Here is a 20,476-nt window from a genome sequence, read left to right as displayed (position 1 = left end):
TAAAGTTTAAGGATTCTCCAACATATGGCGACTCAAACTCATAAAACTGGCATCTCACGCCGCCGCTTCCTATCTGGCCTTGCAATGGCAAGTGCTGCATCGGTTGTAGGTCCTAGCCTTCTTGCTCCTCGTAAAGCAATGGCTGCAGAAGAAGCAAAAGCAGCGTTTTCTGGCGAAGTGTTATCTGGCTCTCACTGGGGTGCATTCCGCGCTAAAGTTGTTGACGGTGTTTGGACTGAAACAACGCCATTTGAAAAAGACAAGAACCCAACAGATATGATCCAGGCGGTACGTGAAGTGGTTTATAACCCTGCACGTGTTAAATACCCAATGGTACGTATTGATTGGCTAAAGCAAGGCTACAAGTCAGATACAACACAGCGTGGTAATAACCGTTTTGTACGTGTGCCATGGTCTCAAGCGTTAGACTTCTTCTACCATGAGATGGAGCGTGTTCAGAACAACTTCGGTCCAAGTGCACTGTACTCTGGTCACACAGGCTGGCAATCAGTGGGTAAACTGCATAACGCAGGTACCATGATGAAGCGTGGTGTTGGCCTTCACGGTACCAGCCTAGGTAAGATGGGTGACTACTCAACAGGTGCTGCTCAGGTAATTCTTCCTTACGTTGCTGGCGCAATGGAAGTTTACGAGCAACAAACATCATGGCCACTAGTACTTGAGCACACTGACACTATCGTTATTTGGGCATCTGACCCAATTAAAAACCTGCAAGTGGGTTGGTTAGTACCAGACCACAGCCCATACCAGTACTATGATCAACTTGCAGAGAAAGTGAAGAATAAAGAAATCAAAGTGATCTACGTCGATCCTGTGGTTTCTAGCACACAAAAAGTGGTTGGTGGTGAGCAGATCCGTGTTAACCCACAGACTGATGTTCCATTAATGCTTGCTATTGCACATACGCTATACACTGAAAACTTATACAACAAAGACTTCATTGCTGATTACACAACTGGCCTTGATAAGTTCATGCCTTACGTTCTTGGTAAGACTGACGGTGTTGTTAAGAACCCTGAGTGGGCTGAAAAGATCTGTGGTATCAAAGCTGATGATATCCGTGCTCTTGCGCGCACAATGGCAAGTGGCCGTACGCAAATCATCGGTGGCTGGTGTCTACAACGTATGCAGCACGGCGAACAGTACGCGTGGATGCTCGTTGTACTTGCAGCAATGCTAGGTCAAATCGGTTTACCTGGTGGTGGTTTCGGTTTCGGCTGGCACTACAATGATGCAGGTTCAATCACCTCGAATGGTCCACTAATGTCAGGCTTTAGTGGTGTTACAGGTGTTGCTCCAATTCATAACGGTTCATTTAACGGTTACTCTACTTTCATTCCAGTTGCTCGCTTTGTTGATTGTATCGACAACCCAGGCAAGACCATTAACTACAATGGTCAGAAGATTAAGTACCCTATTATGAAGATGGCGATCTTCAGTGGTAACAACCCATTTGGTCACCACCAAGATCGTAATAAGATGATCAAGGCTTGGACTAAGTTAGAAACTGTTGTATCGATTGAGCACCAGTGGACAGCAACTTGTCGTTTTGCAGATATCGTATTACCTGCAACAACAACTTACGAGCGTAACGATATCGAACAGTACGGTAACCACTCTAACGCAGGTATTATTGCCCTTCGTAAGATTGTTGAGCCAATGTACGAATCGAAAGATGACTTTGAGATTTTCCGTGAGCTATGTTCTCGCTTTAACCGCGAAGAAGCATTCACTGGCGGTAAGACGCAAATGGAAATCATTGAAGAGATCTACAACGGTGCGCGTCTGCAAGGCCGTGGTCTAGGCGTTCGTATGCCTAACTTCAAGAAGTTCTGGGAAGGTGAAGGTTTCATCGAGTTCCCTGCGGGTAAAGAGTGGGTTCGCCACGAATCATTCCGTAAAGAACCTGACCTTGAGCCACTAGGTACGTCTTCAGGTATGATCGAAATCTACTGTAAGACTATCGCAGATATGGGTTACAAAGACTGTCAAGGTCACCCAATGTGGTTTGAAAAGACTGAACGTAGCCACGGTGGTCCTCGCTCTGATCGCTTCCCGATCAACATGCAGAGTACGCACCCGAAAGATCGTCTACACTCACAGTTATGTTCGTCAACGGATTTCCGTGCGACTTACGCTGTTGCTGAGCGTGAGCCTATCTTTATGAACACTGAAGATGCTGCTGCTCGTGGTATCAAATCTGGCGATATCGTACGTGTATACAACGACCGTGGTCAGGTATTAGCAGGTGCTGTTGTAACAGATGATTACCTACCAGGTGTTTGTCGTCTACAAGAAGGCGCATGGTACAGCCCATTAGAAGGCGGTAAAGTAGGTACTATCTGTACTTACGGTGATCCAAACGTATTAACAGAAGACATCGGTACTTCTAGCCTAGCGCAAGCAACATCTGCAGCTGCTGCCCTAGTTCAGATCGAGAAGTACACAGGTGTTGTTCCTGCAGTAACAGGCTTTAACGGTCCTATCTATGAAGAAGGTATCGACCCACTGTTCCCTGCTATGGATAAGTAATTTTACTTAGCTAGTTGATTAAAATAAGGCGATGAACGAAAATTCATCGCCTTTATTTCACCTTTTTAAAATAGATTCCAATATAATGTCTTAAGTTATATTTGAATGTGTTTTATCTGTCTGGAGTGACAATGCAAGAATTTATTGCTTTCAACGAACAACGTGCAGAGATCTACTGGTGGATGTCATCACTTTTCGCTCGCGAACTCACTGATGCAGATCTACATGAATACCACGGTGGTGAAATGTACACATTCCTTTCAGGCTTAGGCATGACCGAGGAATTAAAAGCCCCCGTTGAAGCTTTTCGCGAAGTAATTAATCAATCAAACACACGTCCTGATGAACAACTTGAGCTAGCGGCAGATTTCTGTGGTTTATTCTTAAGTACACCAAAAACAGGCGCGCTACCTTACGCATCTATGTATGTAGGTACTTCTGGTTTACTTAACGATAAGCCAGCACAAGATATGAATGTACTAATGAATGATTACGCGATTGCACAGCGTAAAGAATTCAATGAGCCTGCCGATCACCTTGCGGTTGAATTGGATTTCATGGGTAACCTTATCATCATGGCAAACCAGCAAGAAACTGAAGAAAAGCGTGAAGAGCTAATGCAAGCACAGCTTTCTTTTATTAACACTATGCTGCTTAACTGGTTACCACTGTTTGTGAAAGAGTGTCAAAACCGAGATCAATTTGGCTTCTATGCTGCAGCGGCTAATTTATTATTGGCATTCTGTAAACTTGATGCGGCTTTCCTTGCCGGTGAATAATCAAGCAACATGTTAATAATTAAACCTCAGTATCGACTGAGGTTTTTTCTATCTGCATTTAAAATACACAAAAAAAACTAAATACTTCTAATTTTCTATTTTTTCCTCTCTCGGTTAAATATTATTTATTTTTTATCCGAAAATTAAATTGCATATTCAAGCATATTATTCGCATTTGAAATCAATACCACTTATTACGTTGATATTTTTAATCTTTAAATTTCAAAATCTTAAGCTCACCATTGACACCGCGAATTAATGAAAAGAATTCTCATTAAGAATATCAATGAGTTATTTATGCATCCCGCCATTTTTGATTTTTTATATTGTCATACAAAAATCAAAAATCTGATATAGATCAATCATCTCTCATCATTACAAGCATAAGATCTGCACGCTATTCCCTTAGCGTATAAGTATTCATAATAAACAAGGTTGATAGATGGACTCGCATGCAGCCCTTTTCGAACTAGGCAAGAAGCGTCTTGCAGAGTTACGAGCAATGAAACCTCTTCGTGAGGAATCATTCAAAGATAAATTAGAACAAAATGGCATTACCCGTCGTGACTTCATGATTTGGAGTGCCACTATTACATCCCTACTGGCTTTACCTTTACCGTTTAGCACCATGGTTGCAGAAGCTGCAGAGCTTTCCGATCGCGTGCCTCTTATCTGGTTAAGTCTTGCAGAATGTACTGGCTGTTCTGAATCACTAACACGTACAACCACGCCAGATATTAGTACCCTTTTATTTGAACATGTTTCTCTTGAATACCAAGAAGTATTAATGGCAGCGGCTGGTCAACAAGCTGAAGAAAACCTCGAAAACGCAATGAAAGCGTACAAAGGCAAATACCTATTAGCAGCAGAAGGCGCGGTTCCTACTGCTAATAACGGTATTTATCTTACGCTTGGCAGCAAAGCTGAAACCGGTATGTCACTGATAAAGCGTGTGGCTAACGATGCAGCAGCCGTTATTTGTGTGGGTACTTGTTCTTCTTTCGGTGGTGTACAGGCAGCTCGTCCTAACCCAACGGGTGCGAAAAGCGTAGGTGCCGTGATTGATCGTCCAGTGATTAATGTTGCAGGTTGCCCACCAAACCCAGCCAACATCACGGGTACATTGATGTACTACATTATGTTTGGTCGTCTTCCTGCTCTTGATATGTTTAACCGTCCTAAGTGGGCATATGGCGCACGTGTGCATGATAACTGTGAGCGTCGTGGTCACTTTGATGCCGGTGAATTTGTCACTGAATTTGGTGATGACAACGCAAAGCAAGGGTACTGCTTATTTAAAATGGGTTGTAAAGGTCCATACACGTACAACAACTGCCCTACTGAGCGTTTCAACGCGCACACAAGTTGGCCTGTTCTTGCCGGTCATGGCTGTATTGGATGTTCTGAACCAGATTTTTGGGATGAAATGGCGTATTTCGAAAAACCATTAAGCCGTCAACCTTTACATGGTTTAGATGCCACTGCCGATACCATTGGCGCTGTGACATTAGGCGTTACTGCTATAGGTATTGGTGCTCACGCAGTGAGTAGTATTTTTGCAAAGAAAGTCGAGGAATAATTCATGAGCAAGCGTGTCGTAATCGATCCCATTACTCGTATCGAAGGCCACTTACGCATCGAAGTTGAACTTGATGCTAACAATGTTATTGAAAAAGCTTATGCCTCTTCTACCCTGTTCCGTGGTTTAGAGATCATCATGAAAGGCCGTACACCTTATGATGTAGGCCTATTAATGCAGCGTATTTGTGGTGTATGTACATCATCACACTACCTATGTGGCACATTAGCGGTTGAAAATGCCATTAATGCCCAAGTGCCTATTAACGCGAAATACATTCGTAGCTTGATTTTAACGTCACTTGAAATGCACGACCACATTGTTCATTTCTACCTGCTACACGGCCTTGACTGGGTGGATGTGGTTTCTGCATTAAGTGCCGATCCTGCAAAAGCGGCACAAGAAGCAATGAAGTGGTCAAAAATACCAATGGCCGCGGGTGAAGGTGAACTACGCGCAGTACAAGAAAAAGTACAAGGCTTAGTAAACACAGGTAAGTTAGGCCCATTTGCTAACGCATACTGGGGCAACAAAACATATGCATTTACACCAGAGCAAAACCTAATTGGTTTATCTCACTACCTTAAAGCACTTGAAGTTCAACGTATTGGCGCTGAAATGATGGCAATTTGGGGTGGCAAAAACCCGCACCCACAATCTATTGTTGTTGGTGGTGTAACTTGTGTTCGTGACATGTTAGATCCTGCTCGCCTACAAGAGTTTAAACAAAAGTTTGTTCATGTCGCTGAATTTATTGAACGTGCCTACCAAGCGGACATTTTGATGGCGGCAGCGGCATTTGGCAAAGAGCCAAGTGTATTAGGCGGCTGTAACGTTAGCACTTTCATGTGTAGTGAATCTATTCAACTAAACGAAGAAGATCAGCTATTTACTGGCGGTGTTATTCGTAATAAAGATCTAACCAAAGCAGAAAATGTTGATCTTAGCCTGATTGCTGAAGACGTGACCCACTCATGGTACAACGCTGATAAACCACAGCACCCATTTGATGGTACAACGATTCCTGAGCACACTCCGTTTATTGAACGTGACACCTTAGAAGGTAAACGTCCAACAATTAACGAAGCCGGTAAATATTCTTGGGTTAAATCGCCACGCTATAACGGCGAACCTGTTGAAGTAGGCCCACTAGCGACTATTGCTGTGAACTACGCAAAAGGTAATCCATACGTTGTACCAGTTGTTAACGAGTTCTTAAAAACAACAGGACTTCCAGCAGGTGCCCTATTCACTACATTAGGTCGTACAGCAGCACGTATGCTTCATACCTTGATCATTGCACGTAATGGTTTAACTACCTTTGAATCTATGGTCGCCAACCTAAATTCAGATCAAACTACGTACATTGAACCAACCATTGATCCTAAAAAAGAATACAAAGGTGTAGGTGTGATTGAAGCGCCTCGTGGTTTATTAAGTCACTGGTTACGTATTAAAGACGGTTTAGTTGAAAACTATCAAGCGGTTGTTCCTACCACATGGAACGCAAGCCCAATTGATGGCAACGGCAAAATTGCACCTTATGAAGCTTCTTTAGTCGGCTTAAAGTTAGAAGATCCAACTAAGCCTCTTGAAGTTCTTCGTGTGATCCACTCATTTGACCCATGCATGGCGTGTTCAGTACACGTGATGGATTACAAAGGCCAATCTTTGAGTGAATTCCGTATTCCAGCACAAGCAGTGTAAGGAAGGAATTTATGTCAACAGATACAGTGTTGTACAAACGATCCTATGTTTTCTCTTTTATTATACGTCTATGTCACTGGCTCCGTGCTTTTGCCATATTTGGTTTGGTGATCACAGGCTTTTATATTGCTTGGCCATTTTTGGTTGCGCCAGATAACACCAACGTATTAGAGCAAGGCTGGGTACGTTTTGTCCATGAAGTACTGGGGTTTGTCCTTATCGCTGTCACGTTAATTCGTGCTTATTTGTTCTTCTTTAGCCGCAGTAATGTCGAAAGACGTTCAGTAAAAGATGCTGTAAGTCCGAATAGCTGGGTAAAACAAATCAAAGCCTATTTTTGGGTTGGACAACCACCCCATCATGGTGCTTACGGCCCGTTACAGTTAGTGGTTTATGCGGGTATTTCTATCGCCGCTATTTTCATGTGTGTAACAGGTTTAACCTTGTATGCCAACGTGTATCACCTCGGTATGGGAGGCCTATTCTGGCAGCCTGCTGAGTGGGTAACCTATGCGATGGGCGGATTAGCTAACGTTCGTGAATGGCACCACATTGTAACTTGGGCGTTCATCGTGTTTGTCTTAATTCACGTTTACATGGTGATTTGGACAGGTATTCGATTCCGCAATGGCTCCGCTGACGCCATTATGTCGGGTTTTGATTACCACCCAGTGCACATTAAAGATAAGAACAAGGGTAACGACCCTGTTCAGCATCAAACTCACCAAACAAACACTGACCATAAAGGCCACTAGCACTAATGAAGATATTGCTACTTGGTATTGGCAATGTCTTGTACGCCGACGAAGGAGTCGGCGTACATTTCGTCAATTACCTCACCGAAAACTACCGCTTTTCACACCCAGAACATCAGATTGATCTCGTGGATGGCGGTACCCTTGCGCATAGTTTGATCCCAACCTTAACCCAATACGATCACCTTATAGTGATTGATACCGTTAATGCTGCTGGTGTAGATGCTGGCGAAGTGTACTTTTTCGATTTTGATAAAGCACCACCTGAGATCGACTGGCAAGGCAGTGCCCATGAAGTAGAAATGCTGCAAACATTGATCATGATGGAATTGGTCGGCGATCGCCCTAAAACATTCGTATTAGGTGTTACCCCTACTGTACTCGAGCCGATGCATTTAGGACTAACACCTAAAATTTATGCTGCTATTCCTACCATGGAATCAGCCATTCTGAATCATTTAACGGATCTGGGCATTAGCTGCGAACGTGTGAACAATATTGAGATTAATAGCTTGATCCCAACCGCTTATAAACGAGGAGTAGAGGCATGAAATTAATTCAATTTTCTTTTAAATGCTCACGCCAAGTGCCGTTTTATGCGCAATTATGTAATGACTATCTAGCCAATGAGCCTTATGAAATTACCGTTGGTTTTGTTAAAAATCGTTATCTAATTGAAGCGGTCGGTGAACAAGCACAACTTGAAGCATTAGCTGAAAAAATTGCCAATGATTTCCTGCTTTCCATTTGGTTAGTTGAATCTAAAGTGGAAGAAATCATCCATCGTGAAGGCAGTGTTGTTCCTCTGGTTAATACTCAGCACCACTTACCTTTTTGCCAACATTGCGAACCATTGTTAGGCGATAACCAATCGCCACGATTTGGTGAGCTAGCATTACCTTGTGCATGTTGTCATGGTGAGCAGCGTTTACATCAAGCAATTAGCATCAACCAAGTAAAAGTTTGGGCTAATGATATTCTTACCACTGGCAATGTGTTATTTACCTTAACCACAGAGCAAGGTAAACATCAGGTATTCCAACTCAGTACAACACCGGTTTTAACCTCATCGCAGGAACGCCCACAAATTCTGATCTGTAATCCTAATAATGTACCTTCGCATTTCTTTACTCCATCAGAGCACGTACTCGCGTTATCAAGCCTTGAGAAACCGCGCGTGACTGTACAACCCAGAACACAGCATCGACAGTTACAAGCCCCCTTGTATGATTTGTGTTTTAGCTATAATCGCGTGCTCACTGTACTTACTGAAATTTTACGTCAACAAGGCGTTGATTTCGTATTTATTGATACCAACCATTGGCAACCCTTAATTACATGGATTGAAAAAGGTTGGAGCCAAGTCGATAGCGATCCTGAACTTGATCTTCCTGTGTCAATCAAAGCACTTGAACCCTTACACGATCAAGCCTGTATCAATGGCTTAAATGCCTATTGGCATAAACGTCGTATTCATTTCGATTATAAGCCGAATCATCCAAACGATGTCCCCTCTCATGCACTGCCTATTTGTGCGCTGCATGGCGGTAATATTGAATCAGGAAATGGACGAAATACCGCGGTTATTTATTTTGGTCGATACGCCGCAGGTGAGATTGTTTGCCAAGATAAATTTACCCGTACAGATAGCTTTTTAGTTTTACCTAGCTTGCCACAAACAGGTCATGAAATTATTCGCCTAATGGCAGCAGGAGAACAAGCAGCGATTCTTGCCAAATTTAAAGAATCGCTACCTTATAGCTATCAAGCCCTAAGCCAAATTAACCTTGCTGATAGTCATAATCAGCTATCAGGTTTATTTGCTGTTGCTGCCACCATTCTTGGCTTATCAACATCGAGTACTAATAGTATTCAATACTTAAACGATGCACTGATCGCTAAAGCATTACAAAATAGTGGTCAAAAAGGTCATCGTGTTGATTATTCATTAGATATGGTGAATGGCAAACGCACGATTGAATGGGCAAAAACACTGGGCAGCCTAATGAGTTTTTGCTTAGTTGTTGATGATTCAGAGCTTGATAAACTTGCTTTTGGTATCATGGATTCACTGGCTGACTATATTGCTAACTGGCTAGAGCGTATAGATGAAACCACGGGGTTAAATGCTGTTGTTTTAGCTGGCAGTGATTTTGCCAATGAAGTGTTGACTGAACGCCTATCACTCCGTGTGGGTAAAAACTTTGCAATTACTGTTAACCGTCAATTAGAACTCGATGGTAGCAACCTAAGTGCTGGCGCGTTATACCTAAAAATGCGTCGACGTTAATTCAATTAAAGCTCTATTTAGCTTTCGATAAATAGAGCTTTAATGGTCAATTCACATAACAACGTTCTCATTAATACATGAGTTATTAATTCGTGCTTATTCTTGCTATATGAGAACATAACATTGCAAATGATTATCATTAATGTTTGATAGCCAATTTTTTGACGCCCTGTAAAGAAAAATGAATATATGCAATAGATATAACATAATATATTAGGCATATGGGCACTAAGATCTCAATCTGAATATCGTGTTATTCAAATTATCTTCAGAATGTTCTAGATTAACTTCATACCTAGCCGGTAATTAGGCCCCTTGCCTAAAAATAATCTGAATTCATTGATTATTAAGCCTCATTCTCAAATGAGGCTTTTTTTATTCCCTTTCAAACTACACGGTTGTCTTTCATAAAAAATCTTATTCCGCTGCAAACGTGTAACACATAAACAAGCTGTGGGGATCCGGTAAATAATCAGCAAACGGTTCACAATATTCAAAACCAAACTTTTCATATAAACGACAGGCTGACTCAAAAAAATTATGTGAGCCTGTCTCTAAACTAATGGTCTTAAACCCCCTGTTATTGGCTTCAATTAAAACATGTTCTAAGAGCCTTGCTCCCACTCCTTGGTTTCGCGCATCAATCTTCGTCCGCATTGATTTCAGCTCAGCACTTTCAGCATTTAGACGTTTAATTGCAACACAACCAAGCAACATATCTTGCTTCCAACAGGTATAAAACGTCACATCCTCAGCCTGAAGTGCATCTAAATCTAACGCATGAACACTATCAGCAGGCGATGTTGCATACATATCTTCTAAATGCTCCATCAACAACTGAATGACTTGTGGGTGTGTTAAGTCACCAATTTTAATATCCATTTAAAATTCCTTTTACCATAATCTGAGCTGCTAACTACATACCTTGAAAACACGAGTTATAACATGTTCGTACTAGGTAAACATTGACTTACCTATTATTTATAAAATGGCACCATAACGAGTGGTAAAATCCTTCCTCAATTTCTCACTCAATTTATTTTCTAAGAAGGTAAGCACTCTCTAAATTTGTAACTATTCTCAATAAAGTATGTTCAAAACTGAAACAATCAACATTCTAAATAAATTGCACTAGAGATAAAACGTTTCAACATTTTTTTCACCTTTTAGCGTTTATAACTTACGGCGAATAACGACGTGGAGAAAGAAGGGTTATTCCGCTTATTTGCATCAATTTGGTTTGTAACCCTTCGAAATAAACAATGAATATGATTAAGCAAAAACTTTTTGGTGGCATGTCTTATGCTACCTTTACTTTCCTACTCGCACTGTATTTTACAGCCATAGTTAACTTACCTGTATATAAGGCACTGATTGGAATATTTAGTCAACTTGAAACCGTTAAACTTGGTTTTGTACTCACAATCCCACTTTTCTTTCTCGTCTGCTTAAACTTTCTTTTTTCATTATTTAGTTGGCCTAAGATAAGTAAGCCGTTCTTTATTATCTTACTGATTTTATCAAGTATGGTGAGTTATGCTGGGTTCAATTATGGCGTCATGTTTGACTACGGCATGATTGCCAACATCATAGAAACAGACAGCAGTGAAGCCAGCTCTTATCTCAGCTTATACTCTGCAATGTGGACACTTCTAATGGGTGTCATACCCGCGCTGCTCATCTATAAACTGCCAATCAAGCCAATAACAAGCCCTATGACTTTTATTACAGCCAAGCTTGTATCAATGCTAATTTCATTAGTGGTGGTTGGGTTAATTGCAGCAGTGTATTACCAAGACTATGCCTCGGTTGGACGTAATAATAGCTATCTGAAAAAAGTGATTATTCCCACTCAGTTTATCTACAGCACCATTAAATACGTAAAAAACACCTACTTCACCACCCCACAGCCTTATAAACAAATAGGTTTGGATGCAAAACAAAGCGACGCTGCCTTAACTCAAGCACATACAAAGCCAACACTGATGATCATGGTTGTAGGTGAAACGGCCCGTGCACAAAATTACGAATTGAATGGCTATCACCGTAACACCACACCCTATACTCGTGAGCTTGATATGATCTCTTTTCAAGACGTAACAGCATGTGGCACAGCAACGGCAGTATCGGTGCCTTGCATGTTTGCCAATATGAACCGAGACAACTTCGAACGCTCGCAAGCGGATAACCAAGATAATCTCCTTGATATCATGCAGCGTGCTAACATTTCTCAGCTATGGAAAGAGAACGATGGTGGTGATAAATCAGTGGCGAAAAATATTACTAAAATCGAGATAGATCGTTCCCGTAAAGATGAGATGTGTAACGGCTCTACCTGTTATGACATGGCATTGCTTGAAAACATTGATAAGGATATCGCAGATCTAAACGGTAATCGCATGATCACGCTTCATTTAATTGGTAGTCATGGCCCCACGTACTATCAACGTTACCCATCAAATAAAGCGATATTCCAGCCTGATTGCCCACGAGCTGATATTGAAAACTGCAGCCAAGAGCAAATCATCAACAGCTACGATAATACGATTTTATATACTGACTATGTGATCAGCCAAATGATCGAGAAACTACAACAACTGAATGAACAATATAATACTGCGCTAATTTATATCTCAGATCATGGCGAGTCTCTCGGTGAAAACGGCACTTATTTGCACGGTATTCCTTATCGTTTTGCCCCTGAATACCAAACCAAAGTACCGTTAATGGTGTGGATGTCGCCAAGTTTTCAACAAACGAAAAATATTGACTATACCTGTTTAAAACAAGCAGCTAGCAAAACGGGCACCTACTCTCACGATAATATCTTTCATTCCATGCTGGGCGTGATGGATATCAGTACCGAAGAGTATCAAGCAGAATTAGATATTTTCAGTCAATGCCGTGATAAATTTGCAACTGAAGTCGCGAAATATAACAATTAACCATCATCAATCTAACGAATAAAAGAAAAGAGAATAACTAACCTAACAATCTATTCTCTTTTCTCGTTACTTAGCGTGCTGATCAACCATCGAACTTAAATATAATGAAATTATTACTCATTGAAGATCACCAAGATATAGCCAATATCATCTTCGACTTTTTTGAAATTAAAAGTTATACCCTTGATTACGCTAACAATGGCATCCAAGGATACGAACTGGCAAAGCAACATCATTATGATTTGATCATACTTGATGTCATGCTGCCACGTATGGACGGCTACATGGTATGTCAACAATTACGTAAAGATGGCATTGATACTCCTATACTCATGCTTACCGCCCGAGATACTCGTGAAGATACATTAGAAGGTTTTGCAACGGGTGCTGATGAATACTTAATTAAGCCTTTTGATTTAGAGATCCTTGAAGCAAGGATTACCGCTTTAACCCGTCGCCGTAAAGGAAACACAGCGGCACAAATACTGCAATTTGGTGATTTATTCCTTGATCTCAAAACTCACATTGCCACCCGTGAAAACAGACAAATATCACTAAACCCTACTCTATTTACTATTTTGAAATTAATGCTGTTACGAGCACCAGATACCCTCACAAAACAAGAATTAATTAATACCTTATGGGGCGATGATGAACCTGAAAACAATGTACTACGTAGCCACATCTATCAATTAAGAGCTCAAATAGACAAAGGCTTTAATCATAGCTATATCAAAACCATCCCTAAAGTGGGCTACCAGCTCATCAAACAGATTAAAGAAGATAAGCAACAATGAAAAAACTACGCTCTGCACGCGAAGTAACGTTTTTCTATTTTGCTGTTGTCGCTATAGCCATGATCACCATCCACTTCGCTTTAGTTGAGTCAACAGTGGATGAGCTCGAATTATTAAATGCACAAAATGCCCTAGAACACAAAACTGAAGATATTATAAATAAGCTACAAAACTCACCTTCAGAATTACAGTACATAACTCGCACCAGCCAAAGTTATGTGGGTTTAGCCAATGTTCCTAAACACTTTGATATTGATAAAGATCTCCCCTATAACCAGGCGATCGAAGTATACCAACCCAATGGATACGCAACAGACTATTTTGTAATGAAACGTTTAATGACCAATAGTAACGGTCATCATACTGATCTCTACACTTTTTACTTTGATGAAATCTATGAGCTTAGTGAAGATCAGATCTTTAAAGAGAATATCGAGCAAGCCGTAATTTCAGTCATACTTTTAATTATCACCTTGACGATTATGCTGCTAATTTCACGCCGCCTAAACCATCCTTTATCGGTTCTCACCCATCAATTGCGACATCGCTCTGCCAATGATTTAAGCCCAATAGTCATCCCGCAAGGTGTTAAAACACAAGAGTTAACCATGCTTGTTGATAGTTTAAACCAGTACCAAGATCGTATTAAGCAATCCATCGAACGGGAGAGAGCATTTAATCGATATGCAAGTCATGAACTTCGCACACCACTCATGGTGATAAAGGGGTCAACCTCTTTATTAGCGCATTCTTTGGCCCCTGAGTTTATTGAAAAGCAACGGGATCGTTTATCTAGAGCCTGTGATGAAATGAATGACTTCGTTACAACGTTACTTTCTCTTACTCGTGAGGAAAATCTAGATGAGCTACAAAGCCGTGAGTTAACCAAAGACGAATTAGAAGAAATAGTACAAAGTCACTTACATTTGTTAAAGAATAAGCCCGTCGAATACCGTATTGAATTAAGCCACTCTATTGACATTAAAATTCCTAAAACCAGTTTAAAAATCCTAGTAGGAAATTTACTCAAAAACGCATTTTCTTGCACCGAGAAAGGTTCAGTCGTGATTAGTGTTACCCCATTACGTATATCGATTATTGATACTGGAATCGGATTAGAGAAAAAGCCAAGAGGTGTGGAAGGATATGGATTGGGATTACTCATATCCCGTGATATATGCCATAAATACGGTTATGAATTCGAGCTTCTGAACAACCCATACGGTGGTTGTACCGCTCAAATAAGCATTCAGCCTACTCAGTAGTTTCACAGTATCAACAATAAAAAGGCAGCCACTGTATTCGACAGCGCTGCCTTTATCTTATTCATAGGATTGTTGCTTTATTCCAACTCAAGTTGCATCAGTAACAAATCTTCGCCATCAATAACCTGTGTGCGATTACTCTGGCAATGGCTGCAAATAATACTGCGCTCGTTATGCGTGGTTTCTTGCCCACACTCAAAACACGATAATACTAAGGGTTGGATCTGCATTTCAAATATTGCTTCATGACAAACCCCTTCTAACTTAAAGGTTTGAAAGGCTGTTTCTAATAACGCTGGTTCAACACCGCTTAAAATACCGACTTTTATTGCAACACGAGTCACTTTGGTCGCGTCATTATCTTCGGCATGTTGTTCGCATTGTTCAATTAAAGCGCCAACAATGGAATATTCATGCATTAACAAATCCTCGGAAGTAACTCACCTTGTGGTAAATCAAGGTAACGACGGCTACCCCATCCGCTAGTTAGGATTACACGACCTGCATAATCATCACTGACTTCACCAATAATGGCAGCATCACCACACGCAGCAAATGCGCTTAATACTTCTAATGCTTTTTCTGCTTGTTCTTGTGGTAGTGCGATAATAAATGTTCCTTCGTTTGCAAGATCAAACGGTTCAAAACCGTATAACTCACAAAGCCCACGTACTTCTTCACTTACAGGCACATCATCTTCAACCACATTGATACCAATGTCAGACGCTTGAGCCCATTCGTTAAGTACTGCAGATAAACCACCACGTGTAGCATCACGCATTGCATGAATATCAAGATCTGCGGCAATTAACGCCTCAACCGCTGGCCATAAGGTATTACAATCACTAATAAGTTCAGATTCTAGCGTTAGCCCTTCACGTGCCATTAAAATAGCGGCGCCATGACGACCAATATCACGAGAAACAATGATTGCATCACCTTGTTTTAGATTACGTACCGAAATGCCCGATTTAGTAATAGTGCCAACACCTGTGGTATTGATGAACAAACCATCCGCACACCCTTTAGGCACAACTTTAGTATCGCCGCACACGATTTTAGCGCCAGAAATACTGAGCTCATTTGCCATGCTATCAACAATGGTCTTTAGATTAGCAACATCAAAGCCTTCTTCGATGATCACACTGCAACTCAAATACTGAGGTTTTGCGCCCATCATCGCAAGGTCGTTCACCGTACCTGCAATGGCTAATTTACCGATATTGCCACCAGCAAAAAACAATGGCGAAACCGTAAAGGAATCGGTAGTAAAAGCCGTGTTACCTTCCAGTGTTAAAACCGCAGCATCTTCTTCATTACGAAGGATATCGTTATCAAACGCTTTAAAGAATAAGCCTTTGATCAGCTTATTCATTTCCTGACCACCGCCACCATGACTTAATTGAATCGACTTGGTTGTAGATAAGGTTGTTAAATCAATATCAGTCATTATTAAACGCCTCGGTAACGGAAATAAGCATTACATGCACCTTCAGAGCTCACCATACAGCTACCTAATGGTGTTTGCGGTGTACAACCACGTCCAAAGACTTTGCAATCTTGAGGTTTCGCTAAGCCGCGAAGAATATCACCACATTGACATGCTTTATGATCATCAATCGGTGTCATGGGTAAGCAATCCGCAAAACGTATTTCAGCATCACGGTGTTGATAAGCAGCATTTAATTTCAACGCAGAATTAGCAATAGGTCCTAAACCACGCCAGCGAAAACTATCGCGCACATCAAAACAACGTTTTACGGCTTGTTGAGCAACCGTATTACCCTCTTCTGTTACTGCACGCGTATATTGCACGTCGAGTTCAGGTTCACCCGCGATTTTTTGTTTAGTGATACGTAGAATAGATTCCATCACATCAACAGGTTCAAAACCTGCAACGACTACGGGAGTATTGTATTTCTCAACCAACGGACGATAAATCTTCGCCCCTTCAATCACACTCACATGTGACGGGCCAATAAACGCATTCACTTTTACCGCTGGATCAGCCATTACCGCATCAACAGCAGGCGGCACTAAAACATGGTTAATGTGAAAGTAGAGATTATTGATTTGGCGTTGCTCTGCAAGCTCAACTAAAACGGCGGTCATAGGCGTTGAGGTTTCAAAACCAATGGCAAAGAAAACCACCTCTTTATCCGGGTTTTCTGTCGCAATGGTTAAGCAATCAAGCGGATCGTAAATAGGTCGAATATCACAACCCTTAGCACGATATTGCGCCAAACTACCTTTTGAGCCCGGAACGCGGATCATATCGCCAAGGGTAACTAAAATAACATTGGGTTGGCATGCCAGTGCAGCGGCATGATCAATACGTTCTTTGGGCATAACGCAAACAGGACAACCAGGGCCATGAATAAAATCAATATTCTCAGGTAGTAACTGCTTTAAACCATACTTCATGATGGTATGTGTATGGCCGCCGCACACTTCCATCACTTTTAAAGGCTCAGGTAATTGTGGCGCTATGGCTTTTATCTGCTCGGCTAAACTCAGTACAGTATCAGCATCACGAAAGCCTTGATATAACTGTTTTAAGTCAAAACTCATAATGCTAATGGCCCTGCTTCAGCTAACAGTAAACGGTACATTTCTAAACTTTCTTGGGCATCTTTATCATCAATTTTGCTCATCACAAAACCAATATGGATTAATACATAATCCCCTAACGCCAAGGGCTCAGTTAATAAATGACAGCTTACTGTTCGCTTAACTCCCATGGTATCAACCGTGACACTATTTTCTTCAGGATGTAACTCAACCACCTGTGAAGGAATAGATAAACACATGATAATTATCCTTCAATCAGATTGTTGTTAATCCATGATACAAGTGGTTGGAAGCTTTCAGGATCTTTGGTTGATAATGAAATAACTTCAACATTAGGATTAAGTTTTTTAAGTTGCGCTTTTGCTTCTTCAATACTGAAATCAAAATACGGCAATAAATCACACTTAGTAATAAGAACGACATCAGCGCGGCGGAACATCACTGGGTATTTTTCAATTTTATCATCGCCTTCTGGTACTGAGACCAATACGATATTTTTATGCGTGCCCACATCGTAACTCGCAGGGCAAACAAGATTACCGACGTTTTCAACGAAACAAATATCAAGATCATCTAATTCAATATGATGAAGCGCGGAATGCACCATGAACGCATCAAGATGGCAGGCCGAACCCGTTTGAATTTGGTAGGCATTAATCCCTTGCGCTTTTAATCGATCAGCATCGCGTGATGTTTCTAAGTCACCTTCAACAACGGCATATTTCAGCGGCGTATACTGATGTAGATGTTCTAATAAGGTCGTTTTACCGCTACCAGGGCTACTCATTAAATTAAATGCAGTCACATTCTTAGCATTAAAATGCGCACGATTGTGTGCCGCTTCTACATCATTTTTATCTAGTATTTTGTGAATTACCGATAAGGTTTTTTTATCATTAAGCTGAGGGTTTGCTTGTAATTGGTGATGATGGTGATGATCACCACCAGCGAGTGAACAACCGCAATCTTGACACATAGGAGCTCCAACCGACATCAGTTTACCGACTCAACGAGATAAAGAGGTAAACCTTAACAGACTAAAAGGTATAAAGTGGTCATTTAATATGCAATAACCAAAAATTTAGTCTCAATTATCTATGCTATAAAAGAATATTGCAATTGTATGACGATTTATTTGCGTAGAACTATGATTTACGATATTAGTAATAAAAGTTAATACGCAGGCAATGCGAACAATTGTCAGACTATATTCAGGCTTACTGACTATCATCTGACAATACAAATTGAAACGCATCGTATATTAGCGATATCAACATAATTAAAGAGAAAGTCATATGCATACTAAAGCATCAAGCTTAAAATCAAAGCTACTAAAAGCAGCTGTTCCTCTAGCACTTGCATGCGTATTTACCGCAGCTCCTGCTATGGCTAAAGAGGCTACCGTTGTTCCAGCTGCTGCTCCTCAGATTACAGCTCAACAGCAAAATATCGCTAACCGTATTGGTGTGATTCAACAAGAGCTTGCGGGTATCCGTCATCAGACTCTTCAATCTCACCCTGAATTGGTGAAAGAGCTAAAAGCTTACGAAACAGCTTTTAATAACAAAGTAAAAGAAAAAGGTTACAACCCAGAGAAGCTAATCAAACGCGCTCAAGAAATTCAACTTGAAGCACGTAAAGACGATTTATCTAATGCGAAGCGTACTGAGCTTATCAAAGAGTTTACTAACATTCGTATGGAATTAGCGAAACAGCAGCAATCTATCCTGTCTGATCCTGCAATTAGCAAGCAAGACAAACAAGTACAAAAAGATGTACTTACAGCTATGAAAAAGCAAGATCCTAAAGCAGAGAAACTGCTTACTGAACTAGATAGCTTAGTGAAACAATTCAAAAAAAGTTAATTCCTTTTATTAACTTTTAGAAAAAAGGATAGCACTATCGCTATCCTTTTTTATAAACAAAATTTGCTATCAGCACTACTCGGCGTCAATCACTTCAAAAAAAAGAGCAGCCATGTTAGCTACTCTTTCTTCTTAACTTAATGTTTCACCAAATGGCTAAGCTTATAAACACATTGGCTTATTTTCGCTTAGCATCCTCATGCCTTTAATAATTTTAAATAGCCAATAAAGTACAGCAACGATAGCAATGGCAGCGCCAACAAATGGTAGAACATTTAACACACTATTCATTACATCGTGAAGCATTGAACCTTGCACCCAATAATCAGCACCGGCAACCATACCCGTTGTTGTTGCCGCTGTTACACCCAATACCACAAAAAATGTAAAGAATAAAAAGAAGCTACGGATAATGGAGTAATAGTGGCTATATGTAAGCTCGTCAGTACCTTTGTTTAATTGGTACCCTGCATAAATGATTGCCACAATACCAGAGGTAAGCAGTGTAAACGGAGTAAGAAAGCTTGCTATATACGCAAACCAAACGCCTTTTTTATTATCCTGTGTCATAACGTTAATCCATATCTGCAATAAAGGTAATGATTTAGCTCTAATTATCACAGGTATTTCAGCGACTTCAAGTTTCGCTGCAAATTAGAATGATCAGGATCAAAACAGGCTGTTTACACTTCGCTAAAGTCTGCTATAACACCCTAAACAAACAAATGCCTGTACATTTCAGCACAGGCATTTATAAGAGAATAGTTTGAAATACTATAGCTTTTCTTCGGCTGACTCGATCTCACTCCCGTCTTTAACACGACGGTGACCTTCTTGTAGATGAACAAAATCTACTAAATCATCGCCACTGACTTGGAATGCCTGGCCAAACCCTTTAACAAATAAACCTTGAGTCGGTGCTAAGCGGAACAATGAAAAATCTTCTAACCCACTTAAGCCTTCTACAATTTCACCAAAACGCGTTTGCAGTGCAGCAATTCCTTGATGCCAACGATCTGATTTTCGTTCAATCACACTCACATCAGCTTCAAACGTTAGACGCTTGCGGGCGTAAAGCACTTTAGATGCAGATTCGTCTTCAATCATCATTAAAGAGACTTGCGGGTTTTCAAGTAGATTTCTGGCATGTTTAGCAATTTGGCTAATTAATACGTAATAACCATCATCAAGCAAAGCGAACGGTGCATAGCTCACATTGGGTTTACCGTTCGCATCTACCGTTGCTAATTGTAGCGTTTGGCATGCTTCGCGGAATTCTTTAATCTCAGGACCAAGGCGATTTTGCAAACGTTCCTGTTTTACTTCACTCATGATATTTCTTCCTCAATTTGACTAGCTTTTCTTTGGCC

At 40.8% G+C, this 20,476-nt stretch carries 19 protein-coding genes; 11 read left to right on the top strand and 8 right to left on the bottom strand.

The genetic code is table 11. The features are described 5' to 3' along the window. Positions 1-24: 24 nt before the first annotated feature. The 7 genes from torA (at position 25) to C9J41_RS17040 (ending at position 9,663) form a co-directional block, all read left to right on the top strand. The gene (torA, locus tag C9J41_RS17070) at positions 25-2,553 is read left to right on the top strand and encodes a trimethylamine-N-oxide reductase TorA (RefSeq protein ID WP_107206422.1); all 2,529 of its coding nucleotides are present in this window, start codon (positions 25-27) and stop codon (positions 2,551-2,553) included. A gap of 131 nt (positions 2,554-2,684) precedes the next feature. Continuing rightward, positions 2,685-3,332 carry a molecular chaperone TorD gene (gene torD / locus C9J41_RS17065; protein ID WP_107206421.1) on the top strand — a complete coding sequence of 216 codons (648 nt, stop codon included), beginning with the start codon at positions 2,685-2,687 and terminating at the stop codon, positions 3,330-3,332. A gap of 442 nt (positions 3,333-3,774) precedes the next feature. Further along, a complete protein-coding gene (locus tag C9J41_RS17060; protein ID WP_107206420.1) occupies positions 3,775-4,911 on the top strand; it encodes a hydrogenase small subunit in 1,137 nt (378 codons plus the stop codon). Positions 4,912-4,914: 3 nt separating this feature from the next. After that, positions 4,915-6,618, top strand: coding sequence for a nickel-dependent hydrogenase large subunit (locus C9J41_RS17055; protein WP_107206419.1), 1,704 nt, complete (start codon positions 4,915-4,917; stop codon positions 6,616-6,618). A gap of 11 nt (positions 6,619-6,629) precedes the next feature. Beyond that, positions 6,630-7,373 (top strand): Ni/Fe-hydrogenase, b-type cytochrome subunit, encoded by a 744-nt coding sequence (gene cybH, locus C9J41_RS17050; protein ID WP_107206418.1) that lies wholly within the window; start codon positions 6,630-6,632, stop codon positions 7,371-7,373. Between the two features lie 5 nt (positions 7,374-7,378). Then, on the top strand, positions 7,379-7,924 hold the full coding sequence (locus C9J41_RS17045) for a HyaD/HybD family hydrogenase maturation endopeptidase (protein WP_107206417.1): 546 nt from the start codon (positions 7,379-7,381) through the stop codon (positions 7,922-7,924). After that, entirely contained in the window at positions 7,921-9,663 is a 1,743-nt protein-coding gene (locus tag C9J41_RS17040; protein ID WP_107246967.1) for a hypothetical protein, read from the top strand. The genes C9J41_RS17045 and C9J41_RS17040 overlap by 4 nt, the downstream gene beginning before the upstream one ends. A gap of 417 nt (positions 9,664-10,080) precedes the next feature. Here the strand turns inward: C9J41_RS17040 and C9J41_RS17035 are convergent, their stop codons facing one another. Then, on the bottom strand, positions 10,081-10,545 hold the full coding sequence (locus tag C9J41_RS17035; RefSeq protein ID WP_107206415.1) for a GNAT family N-acetyltransferase: 465 nt from the start codon (positions 10,543-10,545) through the stop codon (positions 10,081-10,083). A gap of 380 nt (positions 10,546-10,925) precedes the next feature. On the opposite strand from C9J41_RS17035, the gene C9J41_RS17030 reads away from it, so the two are divergent. The 3 genes from C9J41_RS17030 to C9J41_RS17020 all read left to right on the top strand — a co-directional run bounded on the left by C9J41_RS17030 (position 10,926) and on the right by C9J41_RS17020 (position 14,670). Further along, the gene (locus C9J41_RS17030) at positions 10,926-12,608 is read left to right on the top strand and encodes a phosphoethanolamine transferase (protein WP_107294820.1); all 1,683 of its coding nucleotides are present in this window, start codon (positions 10,926-10,928) and stop codon (positions 12,606-12,608) included. A 104-nt stretch (positions 12,609-12,712) separates the two neighbouring features. Beyond that, on the top strand, positions 12,713-13,405 hold the full coding sequence (locus C9J41_RS17025) for a response regulator transcription factor (protein ID WP_107294819.1): 693 nt from the start codon (positions 12,713-12,715) through the stop codon (positions 13,403-13,405). Further along, the gene (locus C9J41_RS17020; RefSeq protein ID WP_107294818.1) at positions 13,402-14,670 is read left to right on the top strand and encodes a histidine kinase dimerization/phospho-acceptor domain-containing protein; all 1,269 of its coding nucleotides are present in this window, start codon (positions 13,402-13,404) and stop codon (positions 14,668-14,670) included. The genes C9J41_RS17025 and C9J41_RS17020 overlap by 4 nt, the downstream gene beginning before the upstream one ends. A gap of 77 nt (positions 14,671-14,747) precedes the next feature. Here C9J41_RS17020 and C9J41_RS17015 read toward each other — a convergent pair whose 3' ends face one another. Genes C9J41_RS17015 through hypB form a run of 5 tightly spaced genes read right to left on the bottom strand, consistent with a single transcriptional unit; the run spans position 14,748 to position 18,217 of the window. Next, a complete protein-coding gene (locus tag C9J41_RS17015; RefSeq protein WP_107294817.1) occupies positions 14,748-15,089 on the bottom strand; it encodes a hydrogenase maturation nickel metallochaperone HypA in 342 nt (113 codons plus the stop codon). After that, positions 15,089-16,120, bottom strand: coding sequence for a hydrogenase expression/formation protein HypE (hypE, locus tag C9J41_RS17010; RefSeq protein ID WP_107206410.1), 1,032 nt, complete (start codon positions 16,118-16,120; stop codon positions 15,089-15,091). The genes C9J41_RS17015 and hypE overlap by 1 nt, the downstream gene beginning before the upstream one ends. Before the next feature lie 2 nt (positions 16,121-16,122). Continuing rightward, positions 16,123-17,241 (bottom strand): hydrogenase formation protein HypD, encoded by a 1,119-nt coding sequence (gene hypD, locus C9J41_RS17005; protein WP_105060057.1) that lies wholly within the window; start codon positions 17,239-17,241, stop codon positions 16,123-16,125. Then, positions 17,238-17,480 (bottom strand): HypC/HybG/HupF family hydrogenase formation chaperone, encoded by a 243-nt coding sequence (locus C9J41_RS17000; protein WP_005368247.1) that lies wholly within the window; start codon positions 17,478-17,480, stop codon positions 17,238-17,240. Before C9J41_RS17000 ends, hypD begins: the two co-directional genes overlap by 4 nt. A 5-nt stretch (positions 17,481-17,485) precedes the next feature. Continuing rightward, positions 17,486-18,217 (bottom strand): hydrogenase nickel incorporation protein HypB, encoded by a 732-nt coding sequence (hypB, locus tag C9J41_RS16995; RefSeq protein WP_107294816.1) that lies wholly within the window; start codon positions 18,215-18,217, stop codon positions 17,486-17,488. A 319-nt stretch (positions 18,218-18,536) separates the two neighbouring features. On the opposite strand from hypB, the gene C9J41_RS16990 reads away from it, so the two are divergent. Further along, positions 18,537-19,106, top strand: coding sequence for a hypothetical protein (locus C9J41_RS16990; RefSeq protein ID WP_107206408.1), 570 nt, complete (start codon positions 18,537-18,539; stop codon positions 19,104-19,106). Positions 19,107-19,268: 162 nt separating this feature from the next. On the opposite strand, the gene C9J41_RS16985 is transcribed toward C9J41_RS16990, so the two are convergent. Beyond that, positions 19,269-19,676 (bottom strand): hypothetical protein, encoded by a 408-nt coding sequence (locus C9J41_RS16985; protein WP_107206407.1) that lies wholly within the window; start codon positions 19,674-19,676, stop codon positions 19,269-19,271. 204 nt (positions 19,677-19,880) lie between these two features. Continuing rightward, positions 19,881-20,438, bottom strand: a complete 558-nt coding sequence (gene hutZ, locus C9J41_RS16980) for a heme utilization protein HutZ (protein ID WP_045130810.1) — start codon at positions 20,436-20,438, stop codon at positions 19,881-19,883. Positions 20,439-20,476: the final 38 nt, after the last annotated feature.

The sequence above is a fragment of the Photobacterium sp. GB-50 genome, from assembly GCF_003026755.1.
Classification (GTDB): domain Bacteria; phylum Pseudomonadota; class Gammaproteobacteria; order Enterobacterales; family Vibrionaceae; genus Photobacterium.
Note: the sequence above shows the minus strand (reverse complement) of the source record. Positions and strands in the feature narration are given on the sequence as shown.